Below are 11,850 nucleotides of genomic sequence, written 5' to 3'. Positions count from 1 at the left end.
AAAGATGAGAACACAACACAAACTATCGTTGCATAGAGAGACACTTAAACATAGGAATAAAAAAAGAGCCAAGGTGACTGCGTCACCTGGCTCCTCGGTCCACCAACATCAAAAATTCATGAACCTTAATTTGTTTAAAGGAGTTTGAAAATGAAAAAATGGCTTAATTTATTAATACTTAGTATGTTGGTATTTGTACCCATCCAAGCAGCAGCTCAATCGGATATAACAATCCAACCTGGTGAGACAGTTACAGTTGGACTCGATTCAACTTTCGCACCTTATGGGTTTATAGATGATGGTGAATATACAGGCTTTGACATTGAATTAGCTGAAGAAGTCTTTGACAACATGGGGGTTGATTATGAATTCCAATCCATTGACTGGTCAATGAAAGAAGCAGAACTGAATAACGGAAATATTGATATGATCTGGAACGGTTATTCAAAAACACCTGAGAGAGAAGAATTAGTACTTTTCTCTGATAATTATGTCGAAGGTCGCGTCGGTGTATTAGTTAAGAATGATAGTGAGATTCAAACGATTGCAGATTTAGAAGGTAAGAAAGTTGCGACTCAAGAAGGATCCTCTCAATTAGAAGCAATCAGACAACAACCAGGCTTAGAAGAATCATTAGATGACGGTCGAGTGATTACTTTCTCTTCTTTTAATGAAGTCCTTCAAGAATTAGCTACAGGTCGGGTGGATGCGATTGTGGTTGCAGAATTAGTGACAAGATATTATTTCTCACAAAACGGTCAAGCAGGTGAGTATCGCATGTTAGATGAAGACTTTGGAATAACTGAAACAGCCGTAGGTTTCAGACAAAATGAAACAGCCTTTGTTGAAGACTTTAATGTCGCTTTAAATGAGGTATTAAATAGTGAAGCTTATGAAGAAATAGAAAATCGTTGGTTCGCTGAATTAGGAGGCGATGAGTCTGCTGAAGAAGCAAATATGCTTGCACCATTATTGGATGCAGCCAAAACAACTTTACTCGTATTCTTTGTTGTTTTAATTGTCAGTATTCCACTTGGTTTGATTATCGCCTTATTAGAACAACGCGCACCAGCTTGGATAAAAGCAATCATCCAAGTATATGTATACGTCTTTAGGGGGTCGCCATTACTTCTTCAATTAATGGTTGTATATTTCGGCTTACCGTTTTTAGGTATTACACTAGACCGTGTGCCTGCAGCCTTAGCGACTATGATCATAAACTACGCTGCTTATCTAGTGGAGATTTTCCGAGGGGGCTTAAATGCCATTCCTCAAGGTCAGTACGAATCATTAAAAGTATTATCTATTAATAAACTAACCGGATATCGTCGAGTGATTCTCCCACAACTATGGAAAGTAGTAATGCCTTCCGTAGGTAATGAAGTCATCAGTTTAGTAAAAGACACATCACTTATTTATATTCTTGGTTTAGACGAATTACTAAAAGTAGGACGTTCATTATCTAATCAGTACGCAAGTATGATGCCATACTTATATGTCGGTGTGATTTACTTAGCTTTAACAGGGATTGTCACAATCGTATTAAATCAAATTGAGAAGAGAATTGACTATTAGGAGGATTACAAATGAGTTTAATCGTAAAGGACGTTAGTAAACAGTTCGGGAACAATGTCGTAATTAGTAATTATAGTATGGAAGTTGCCCCAGGAGAAATTACAGTCATTCTAGGGGAGTCGGGAAGCGGGAAGACAACATTACTACGTATGATCAATCACCTAGAAGAAGTTGATAAAGGTTCTATCTCGATTGATGATACTTACTTAGTTAAAGACGGAGAATATCAAGATAATCAATCCATTAAAGATTATCAATACAAGATCGGACTTGTATTCCAAGATTATCAATTATTCCCAAACTTAAGTGTGACTGAGAATTTATTATTAGCACCACTTTCGAATAAATTTGCTGACAAAGCAGTTTTAGAAGAAAGAGCGGCTTCATTGTTGGAACAAATGGGTGTCGGAGACAAAGGGGATTCTAAACCGAGCCAGTTATCAGGTGGACAAAAGCAACGTGTTGCGATTGCGCGAGCGATGATGATGAATCCAAGCTTACTTTGCTTCGATGAACCAACCTCTGCCTTAGATGAGAAAACTGTCGGTAAAATTGCGGAATTAATTACTCAACTATCTAATCAAGGGATTATGATTTTGATTATTACCCATGATAATGAATTAGTAAAATTATTAGGAGACGCAAGAGTGATTCGAACGACAGAATTTATCAAATAATGCTTGCTTTTGATACACCTGTTTGGTACACTAGCTCTTGTGTAAAATAATGCAGCGTTAAAACAGAAAGCGCGTCAACATTCTAAAACCTAATGAAATAAGTAGGGCATCGAGTAACCGCGGCTGCTAATGGTGAAAGTGAAAAGCGGAATGCACGCATTCGAGTTTTAAACAGAATTATTTTACTCCAAAAAAACTTATTGGAGGAATTAAATTATGTCAAGATATACAGGACCATCATGGAAATTATCACGTCGTTTAGGAATCTCTTTAACTGAAACAGGGAAAGAAATCGCAAAACGTAACTACGCACCAGGACAACACGGGAACAACTCTCGTAGAAAAATCTCTGAGTACGGATCTCAATTACAAGAGAAACAAAAATTACGTTTCATGTACGGATTAAACGAACGTCAATTCGCAACATTATACCTACGTGCAGGTAAAATGGAAGGAAAACACGGTGAGAACTTCATGGTGTTATTAGAAACTCGTTTAGATAACTTAGTATACCGTTTAGGATTTGCTAATACACGTCGTCAAGCACGTCAATTAGTTAACCACGGTCACGTTACTGTAGATGGTAAACGTGTTGATATTCCATCATACTTAGTATCACCAGACCAAGTGATTGGTTTACGTGAAAAATCTCAAGAATTAGCATTAATCAAAAACAACTTAGAAAACGTTGTTTCTCGTTTAGACTTCATCTCATATGACGAAAACTCTAAAGAAGGTACTTTAACTCGTTTACCAGAACGTAGCGAATTAAATGCTGAAATTGATGAGTCATTAGTTGTTGAGTACTACAACAAATTAGGCTAATCTTTAGTAAAGATTTAATAACACAGAGTAATTTATATAACGGGTGTCAGTTTAGAGCTTATTCTAAACGGCACTCGTTATTTTCTGTCATAGGGTATAATAATAGGCTTACTTATTGCTTAAATTGAATGGATTCTTAAAAAAGACAATCGAATATTAAAAAAGACAAAAAATATCAGGACCACAAAAGTGATCCTGATATTTAAATTATTAGTATATATTATTCTGGAGCATCTGGAACTTCAATGTCTCCGTCTATAATTTGTTGTTTGTAATCTTCGATGACTTCTAATGATTCATCGGTTAATCTTCCTTCTGCGATACCTACACCATCGTTAGCAAGGTTAAACCATTGGATGCCAGGTTCAAAGCCTTCTTCCATCATAGTATTACTGAAAGAGTGAATGGCATTCCCAGTGTTCTTTAAAGTAGAAGTTAAGTTGATATTGCGAGTTTCACCATCAATATCTACTTCACCTTCAGCACTTTGGTCTAAATCAACACCGATGACCCATAAATCTCGGTCAGGTTCAATACTTACTAAGTCTTTAGCTTCTGAGAATACACCGTTACCAGTAGGGCCTGAAGCATGGAAGATGACGTCAATATCATTCGAATACATCGTCGCAGCAATTGTACGACCAATTGATGGATCGGTAAAACTTCCTGCATATTGAATTTCGATATCAATAGAATCGTCGACGGCTTGAACACCCGCAACGAAGCCGGCTTCAAACTTATCAATAACAACGCCCTCAACACCGCCAACGAATCCAACTTTATTCGTTTGAGTCGTAGTCGCTGCAGCTACACCAGCAAGAAAAGCAGCTTCTTCATCGGCGAAGTTTAAAGAAGCAACGTTTGGTAAGTCAACGACTGAATCGACCATACCGAAGTATTGATCAGGATATTGTTCTGCAGTTTCCTGAACAGCTGGCTGTAATTTGTAGCCAATGGCAAAGATAATATCGATATTGTTTTGAGCAGCTAGATTTAGGTTTGTAATGTAATCAGCTTCAGTATCTGATTGGAAATAAGAAAAGCCATTCAAACCTTGTTCTTTGCTGTGTTCTTCACCCCAACGTTGCATGCCTTCCCAGGCACCTTGGTTGAAGGATTTATCATCAATACCTCCAACGTCCGTGACCATCCCGATACTAAAATCATCCTGGGCTTGAACACTTACAGTGGAGAGCATAAGTAAACTTGAGAAAAGTAATAAAGATTTCATTTATTTACCCAACCTTTCAAATATAATAAATATAGTATAGCATGTTTCTATAATAGAATTAGTATTTTTAATATAATAAATCGAATTTCAGTAATTTATTGAATTATTTACATATATAGTGATAATTTATAATCATTTCTGTTATTATAGTAAGTGTATGGGTGTACTATAGAACAATTTGACAGGTTTGGAATGATTTATATATACAAGTAGTATGATGACAAGTAAATATCTTGTCTATATTAGTACAGAAATAAGGTTGATTTAGATAAAAAGATGGAACATCGAGAACATAAACGATGTCATTAACGCTAATGCCTTTATTTATCTAGATAAATACTTTAATTAATGACTTGTAAATGCTATAATCTAGATTGACAATTTATGTAGTAAATTTAAAACACATATATATACTGATTGATGAGGAGCGAGACAATGAATTTAACCTTTACTGATATTTTATTTATCATCGTTATCCTCTTTCTTGTTGCATCGGGGGTTATTTTTTATCTAAGAACGCAGCGTGCGAAAGAGATTCGAGAACTAGAGAATCGTAAAGACGAGATGATGAGCATTTCAATTGCTGATCAGTTGTTTACGTTAAAGAATATGGACTTAGCGGGCCAAACGAAACGTAAATACGAAAGCCTTGTAGCAACTTGGCAAACTCTAACAAACTTCCAATTTACTGAAATTGAAGCGATGTTAGTTGGTGCTGAGCAATACAGCGAACAAATGAACTTAATGAAGGCTAAGACAGCTTTAGACGAAGCACGTGACTTACTTGATGAAACAGAAGTCCAAGTACACGATTTACATGATGAGTTAACGGCTTTACTAAAGATTAGTGAAGATAATCATGAACGTAATGAAGCGCTACTTGAACGATACAACACTGCTCGTAAAAGTATCATGAATCATTCATTTGACTATGGACCAGCCATTGAAACGTTAGAGAAAAACTTACAATATTTAGAGTTAAACTTTACTCGTTACAATGAATTAACAACAGCGGGCGATCATATTGAAGCGGATGATATGTTAGATACAATAGAAGCAGACTTAGGTAGCTTAGAAGACATTCTTGAGAAACTACCTTCAATGTATAACAAGATTAAGAAAGATTACGAAGATGCTTTAGAAGATATTCTTGATGGACACCAAAAAATGCTTGAAAGTCACTTTAACTTCGAAGGCGTGGACGTTCCTGAGAAAGCAGAAGAAATTCAAGAAAAACTGAACGAAGCGAAAAATCACATTAAAAATGCCGACTTAGTTGACGCGCAAACATTAATGGATAAAGCAGACCGTGAAATTAATTCATTATATGACTTTATGGAAGCTGAAATTGAAGCGAAGAATTATGTGAATACACATATTAATCAATTGCGCACGCGTTTCGAAGAAGTAAGAGAAAATAATCGTTATGCAGGGATTGAAGTAGACCGCATCGCGCAAAGTTATATCTTACACGAGAACGAAGTTGATCAAATCGGTGAACTAACTGAACAAATTAACGCAGAGTATGGACGATTTACTGACACTGCCGGAACGATTGAATCCGATGGTGCAGTCTTTACTCAAGTTGCAGAACAATTAAGTCGTATTGAAAAGAATTTAAATGAATACGATAGCAAGCAACAAAAAATCGTTAAAGATTTAGGACAACTTAATGCACGCGAGCGTGAAGCGAAAACAAACTTAGATTCATATGAACTTGATTTACGTAACATGAAGCGACGCTTAGAGAAGCAACATTTACCAGGTTTAAGTTCTAATTACTATGAGATATTCTACAAAGTGACAGACGAGATTGAATATTTATCTAAACAACTAAATCGTGTTCGCATTGATATGGTTGAAATTGAAGGCTTAGAGAAACAATTAGCTGAAAACTTAAATAAATTAGATGAATTAACTGAGTCTACTGTCGATAGTGCAACACTAACTGAATATATGATTCAACATAGTAACCGATTCCGCTTTGACTATCCTGAGATGGATCAAGCCATTCATGAAGCAGAATACTTATTCTATGATGAATTCCGCTACGACGAAGCTTTAAATGTCATTGAAAAAGCTTTATACCGTGTTGACCGTGAAGGTCCGACTCAAGTTAGACGTATGTATCAACAAGAAAAACAAAATCGCGTATTCTAAACAATACAATAACCTTTGAATTTTGACTTTTAGTCGATTCAAAGGTTATTTTTTTATGTTTAGGAAATATTATATATACACTGACATCTAATCAAAGCTATGTTATAATGTTTGATGCTGTTTTTAGAATAATTTTATAGATAAGAAAAATTGTAGAAGGAGAAATGCCATGTATTATTTCGATAATAGTGCAACAACAAAGCCGACACCTGAGATTCTGAATATATATCAGAAAGTGTCATTAAATTACTTTGGAAATCCCTCAAGTGCACATAAACTTGGAGAAGAAGCTAAAGCATTAATGACATCCGCACGCAAACAAATTGCTGCGATATTAGGCTTTGAAAGCAATGAGATTTACTTTGCTTCAAGTGGGACTGAAGTGAATAACTGGGTCATGCAACCGATCTTAAAAGCAATTAAACAAATTCATCCCAATAGAAATAAAGTATTAATCTCTTCGATTGAGCATCCAGCTACAATGAAACAAATTCCACTATTAGAATCATTGGGTTACCAAGTGGAGCTGATAAACGTTGATGGCAACGGACAGATTGACTTGGCTCACTTTGAATCTTTACTAGATAATGAAGTTCTACTAGTGTCAGTCATGGGCGTAAACAATGAAGTTGGAGCGATTCAACCTGTTAAAGAAATCGCAACTTTATTGCAGAAATTCCCACAAGTGATTTGGCATATGGACGGCGTTCAGACCATCACTTCGCAAATCGCATTGCTGCGTGAGCCACGCATTGACATGATTACTTTATCAAGTCATAAATTCCATTCAGTACGCGGAGTAGGTATACTAGCCCAACGTCAACGCGTTCCTAATATGCCTTTACTTCATGGTGGTGGGCAAGAGACTGGTCGACGCAGTAGTACTGAGAATTTAGCGGGAATCGTTGCGACAAGTCGAGCGCTAAGAAAAATGAATGAAACCCAAGCGGATACAAAAGAAAGATTAGAAACTTACCGCGGTAGAATCATTGAAACTTTAAAAAATCTTGATTGGCAAGTATTTGCTGAGACAACAAGTAGTGAACATATTGTTTGTGCAGCTTTAGCACCCGTTCCGGGCGAAGTGTTATTACATGCCTTAGAAGCACATGATGTTTTTGTATCAACGACAAGTGCATGTGCAAGTCGCTCACATCAAGAACACGCGACGTTAAAAGCCATGAATATACCTGATGAGATTAGTAAATCAGCGATCAGACTGAGTATGGCACATACAACAACAGATAAAGACGTTGATTATTTACTTACAACCTTAGAACAAGTAACCGAACAATTTAAGAATTACGCCTAAAGGGGAGTTATAATGGAAGAAAAACAAATTAAAATTCATTACGGAGAATTATCGACAAAAGGTAAAAACCGTAAAATGTTCCAACAGAAGATGGCGGAACAAATTAGACATAAGACAAAATATATTGAACGTATTAAAATTTATCCAAACCGTGATTTTATGTTTATTAAATGGGAACAAGCAAGTTACGAAGAGCTCATTGAAGTATTAAAAGATATCCCAGGTATTTCACGTTTTGAACCAGTTTATCCTGTAGCAAAAGACATGGATGCTATTAAAAAAAGAGCATTAGAATTATTCAGTGAGTTAAATATTCAAGACGGTGAATCTTTTAAAGTCGTTGCTAAACGTTCTGATAAGGAATTTGAACTAGATACTTACGAAATTCAACGTGAAGTTGGAGATGTTATTGGGGAAGTTTATCAAAACCTAGCTGTTAAGATGACAAGACCGACATATAAACTGACAGTCAGTATTCATCTGAAAGATGAAGCATACTTAAGTTTATTATCATACCAAGGACTCCAAGGGATGCCTTATGGATCAAGTGGGCGTGGGATGTTAATGTTATCAGGTGGTTTTGACTCACCTATCGCAGGTTACTTAATGATGCGTCGAGGAATGGAGATTGAAGCCGTTCACTTTAGTAGCCCACCATATACAAGTCCCCAAGCTCTAGAAAAAGCGAAAAAATTAACCGCTAAATTAGCACACTTTGGAATGCCAATTAAGTTCCACAACGTCCCATTTGCTAAAATCCAAGAAGAAATCAAAGCGCATGTACCGGACAGCGAATCCATGACTGTAATGAGACGCTTTATGTTGCGAATCATGGATCAACTCATTGAACAAAATAATGCGGACGCAATTGTTAACGGGGAATCTTTAGGACAAGTCGCTTCTCAAACAATTAAGAGTATGCGTGTCATCAATGAAGTGACATCAACCCCGATCTTCAGACCATTAATTGCGACAGATAAAAACGAAATCATCGCCTTAGCTGAGAAGATCGATACCTTTGATATTTCAAATGAACCTTATGAAGATTGCTGTACAGTATTTGCACCAACAGCGCCTCATACGAAACCAAAACAAGAAAAAATTGAAGACTATGAACTTGCTCTAGATGTCGAAGCCTTAGTAAAAGATGCCGTTGAGAATACACACATCGAAAAAATCGATGAAGATTATATAAAAAACCAAGAAGCTGATTTTGCAAACTTACTGTAATAGGCAATCAGAATCTTTGAAGTATTCACTTGCAAGCGATATAATAACTATAGTATTAAAATATGAAAGGGAGTTATATCATGCAAGTAACATTTAAAGGCGATCCAATCGAAGTTAAGGGTACTCAACCTTCAGTAGGGGACAAAGCACCTAACGCAACAGTTACTAACAACAAAGGTGACAAAGTAGAATTAGCAGATGTCATTAAAGGCAATGTAACAATTCTAAGTGTTGTACCTGATGTATTAACTCGTACATGTGAATTACAAACTAAGAACTTTGCTGAAAAGACTGCAGATAAAGGTTATAAATACATTACACTTGGTCGTAATACTGTAGACGAATTCAATGAGTGGAACAAAGAAAACAATCTAAATGTTGATACTTATACAGATGCTGACGGAGAATTCGGTAAAGCATATGGTTTAGATATTGAATTAGGTGGAGACGTTCGTACAACGCGTTCTGTATTTGTTGTAGATAAAGATGGAGTCATCCAATACAAACAAATCGTCGACGAGGTTGCTGACGAACCTGATTATGACTCAGCTTTAGAAGCTGCAGATAAACTATAATATAAGTTATATCCCAAAATACAATGACTAATTAACCGCCCAAATATTATTTTGGGCGGTTATTTTTGCTTTTAGCTATATTTTTGGCATGTAGAAGTAATATTAGACAAACATTTAGAAGGAATAAAATAAAATTATAATAAATCTAAAGCCTTTTTGTAGAAAATGTACTATTATATGTTAAAGGGGTGATTAGGAATGAATAATAAATATTATGCACTTTTAAAGGAGAAATTTCCGACTAAGGAAAGTGTACTAACAGAAATTATTAATTTAGAAGCAATTATGCAATTACCTAAAGGGACTGAGCACTTTGTGAGTGACTTGCACGGTGAGTATGTCGCTTTTAACCACGTTATGCGTAACGGTTCAGGGAGTATTAAGGAAAAGGTAGCAAGCTGCTTTAAAGACCGTGATAATATCGATATTGACGATTTAAGCGTATTAATCTATTATCCAACAGGCAAGATAACATTGGAAGAGAATCGTTTAAATAGCGAAGAGATTATTCATTGGTATCGTAAACAAATTCATTTATTAATTGAAGTAACTTTATTCTCAAGTACAAAATATACTCGTTCGAAAGTGAGAAAGACGTTAGACTCACAGTACCGTTATATTATTGATGAATTACTTTCAGAATCGAATCCAGTTTCAAATAAAGAAGATTACTTTGATACAATTATTGATAAAGTCATTGAATTAGGACAAGCGAAACCATTAATCCGTTCTTTATGTATTGCGATCCAACATTTAGTCGTTGATCATTTACACGTTGTTGGAGACATTTATGATCGAGGACCCGCACCAGATAAGATTATTGACCGTTTAATGGCCGTGCCAAGTATTGATATCCAATGGGGGAACCATGATATTATTTGGATGGCAGCGATGGCAGGTTCACTTGTTTCAATTATGAATGTGATTCGTATCTCATCTCGTTACAATAATTTAGATGTCATTGAAGAGTCATATGGAATTAACATTAGACCATTAATTGAGTATGCAGATAAATACTATGAGCCTATCGATAAATTCAATCCTAGACTGAGCGATATCAATGAAGTTTCTGAATTAGAATATCGAATTTTAAATATTATCCAACAAGCAACAAGTATTCTTCAATTGAAACTAGAGGGACAACTGTATACTAGACGTCCTGATTTTATGATGGAAAATCGTGACATGTTGAGTGTCATTAATCCAGAAAAAGAGACTATTACAATTGACGGAAAAGAGTATGCATTAAATAATTTTCATGCACCCACTGTGAATTGGGATAATCCTAATGAATTAACAGAAGAGGAAGAAATCTTACTTGAAAAGCTAAAAGATTCATTTATAGGTAGTGAAAAACTTAGACGGCATATTAACTTCTTATTGGATAATGGAGGAATGTATTTAGTTTACAATAACAACCTACTTATTCATGGTGGAATTCCAATGCATGAAAATGGCGACTTTAAATCATTACGTATTGATAATATGTCTTATGCTGGAAAAGAGTTACTCGATTTCTTTGAAACTCATGTCTACAAAGCTTTCATTAATAGAGAAGTTTCAGATGATTTCTCAACGGATATTATGTGGTATTTATGGTGCGGAGATTCGTCTTCCCTATTTGGAAAAGGTGCGATGAAGACATTTGAACGTTATTACGTCGAAGATAAGGAAACGCATAAAGAACCTAAGAACCCGTACTACCAATTAAGAAATAATGAGATTAATTGTTTAGATATTTTACATGAATTTGGGCTGGATAAGACAGCACATATTATTAATGGTCATACACCCGTCAAAGCAAAAGACGGCGAGAGCCCAATTAAAGGAAATGGTCGCTTGATTGTAATTGATGGAGGTTTCTCAAAACCTTATCATTCACAAACTGGTATTGCCGGTTACACTTTATTATCAAACAGTTGGGGTATGCAGTTAGTAGCTCACCAGCCATTTGATTCAATCGATGATGCGGTGATGAATAAGAAAGATATCGTATCAGTTAAACGTTTGGTTGATCGTGTAGAAGACCGAACAAGAGTTAAAGAGACAACCGTTGGCGAAAGACTTCAAAAAGAGATTGCTGATTTAGAGGAACTCTTTAAAAATTACGAGCGTTATTAATTAGAACTCTTTATTTTGGTTCTTGAATTTTTGGTGTTGGTGAGAGAAATCTCACTGACACCTTTTTTTGTATGTACACAAAAAGCCAGTGAATTCCTATATAATAAAGTTACCACACATTACTAAAAGGAGAATTCACTTGGC

Annotated in this window: 9 protein-coding genes; 8 read left to right on the top strand and 1 reads right to left on the bottom strand. The window is 35.7% G+C overall.

Annotation, left to right across the window (positions count from 1 at the left end; genetic code table 11):
• Positions 1 to 150: 150 nt before the first annotated feature.
• The 3 genes from ACEN33_RS10650 to rpsD all read left to right on the top strand — a co-directional run bounded on the left by ACEN33_RS10650 (position 151) and on the right by rpsD (position 3,077).
• A complete protein-coding gene (locus tag ACEN33_RS10650; RefSeq protein ID WP_407095077.1) occupies positions 151 to 1,575 on the top strand; it encodes an ABC transporter permease subunit in 1,425 nt (474 codons plus the stop codon).
• Between the two features lie 11 nt (positions 1,576 to 1,586).
• Positions 1,587 to 2,252: an amino acid ABC transporter ATP-binding protein gene (locus ACEN33_RS10645; RefSeq protein ID WP_138403624.1), complete on the top strand. Its 666-nt coding sequence runs from the start codon at positions 1,587 to 1,589 to the stop codon at positions 2,250 to 2,252.
• A gap of 216 nt (positions 2,253 to 2,468) precedes the next feature.
• The gene (gene rpsD, locus ACEN33_RS10640) at positions 2,469 to 3,077 is read left to right on the top strand and encodes a 30S ribosomal protein S4 (RefSeq protein ID WP_197104534.1); all 609 of its coding nucleotides are present in this window, start codon (positions 2,469 to 2,471) and stop codon (positions 3,075 to 3,077) included.
• Between the two features lie 220 nt (positions 3,078 to 3,297).
• Here rpsD and ACEN33_RS10635 read toward each other — a convergent pair whose 3' ends face one another.
• Positions 3,298 to 4,308 carry a BMP family protein gene (locus ACEN33_RS10635; RefSeq protein WP_407095075.1) on the bottom strand — a complete coding sequence of 337 codons (1,011 nt, stop codon included), beginning with the start codon at positions 4,306 to 4,308 and terminating at the stop codon, positions 3,298 to 3,300.
• Positions 4,309 to 4,743: 435 nt separating this feature from the next.
• Between ACEN33_RS10635 and ACEN33_RS10630 the strand changes: the two genes are divergently transcribed.
• The 5 genes from ACEN33_RS10630 (at position 4,744) to ACEN33_RS10610 (ending at position 11,706) form a co-directional block, all read left to right on the top strand.
• Positions 4,744 to 6,468 (top strand): septation ring formation regulator EzrA, encoded by a 1,725-nt coding sequence (locus tag ACEN33_RS10630; protein WP_138403621.1) that lies wholly within the window; start codon positions 4,744 to 4,746, stop codon positions 6,466 to 6,468.
• 169 nt (positions 6,469 to 6,637) lie between these two features.
• On the top strand, positions 6,638 to 7,780 hold the full coding sequence (locus ACEN33_RS10625; RefSeq protein WP_407095073.1) for a cysteine desulfurase family protein: 1,143 nt from the start codon (positions 6,638 to 6,640) through the stop codon (positions 7,778 to 7,780).
• 12 nt (positions 7,781 to 7,792) lie between these two features.
• On the top strand, positions 7,793 to 9,010 hold the full coding sequence (gene thiI / locus ACEN33_RS10620) for a tRNA uracil 4-sulfurtransferase ThiI (RefSeq protein WP_407095071.1): 1,218 nt from the start codon (positions 7,793 to 7,795) through the stop codon (positions 9,008 to 9,010).
• A gap of 80 nt (positions 9,011 to 9,090) precedes the next feature.
• On the top strand, positions 9,091 to 9,585 hold the full coding sequence (locus ACEN33_RS10615) for a peroxiredoxin (protein ID WP_407095069.1): 495 nt from the start codon (positions 9,091 to 9,093) through the stop codon (positions 9,583 to 9,585).
• Between the two features lie 198 nt (positions 9,586 to 9,783).
• Positions 9,784 to 11,706, top strand: a complete 1,923-nt coding sequence (locus tag ACEN33_RS10610) for a fructose-1,6-bisphosphatase (RefSeq protein WP_407095067.1) — start codon at positions 9,784 to 9,786, stop codon at positions 11,704 to 11,706.
• Positions 11,707 to 11,850: the final 144 nt, after the last annotated feature.

Source organism: Ruoffia sp. FAM 24228 (genome assembly GCF_045528575.1).
Classification (GTDB): Bacteria; Bacillota; Bacilli; order Lactobacillales; family Aerococcaceae; genus Ruoffia; species Ruoffia halotolerans.
This window is presented reverse-complemented; position numbering and strand designations above follow the sequence as displayed.

Bases quoted from the DNA above. Each gene is read 5' to 3' on its own strand.
- ACEN33_RS10650 (WP_407095077.1), top strand. From the start codon at position 151: ATGAAAAAATGGCTTAATTTATTAATACTTAGTATGTTGGTATTTGTA.
- thiI (WP_407095071.1), top strand. From the start codon at position 7,793: ATGGAAGAAAAACAAATTAAAATTCATTACGGAGAATTATCGACAAAA.
- ACEN33_RS10625 (WP_407095073.1), top strand. From the start codon at position 6,638: ATGTATTATTTCGATAATAGTGCAACAACAAAGCCGACACCTGAGATT.
- ACEN33_RS10615 (WP_407095069.1), top strand. From the start codon at position 9,091: ATGCAAGTAACATTTAAAGGCGATCCAATCGAAGTTAAGGGTACTCAA.
- rpsD (WP_197104534.1), top strand. From the start codon at position 2,469: ATGTCAAGATATACAGGACCATCATGGAAATTATCACGTCGTTTAGGA.
- ACEN33_RS10610 (WP_407095067.1), top strand. From the start codon at position 9,784: ATGAATAATAAATATTATGCACTTTTAAAGGAGAAATTTCCGACTAAG.
- ACEN33_RS10635 (WP_407095075.1), bottom strand. From the start codon at position 4,308: ATGAAATCTTTATTACTTTTCTCAAGTTTACTTATGCTCTCCACTGTA.
- ACEN33_RS10645 (WP_138403624.1), top strand. From the start codon at position 1,587: ATGAGTTTAATCGTAAAGGACGTTAGTAAACAGTTCGGGAACAATGTC.
- ACEN33_RS10630 (WP_138403621.1), top strand. From the start codon at position 4,744: ATGAATTTAACCTTTACTGATATTTTATTTATCATCGTTATCCTCTTT.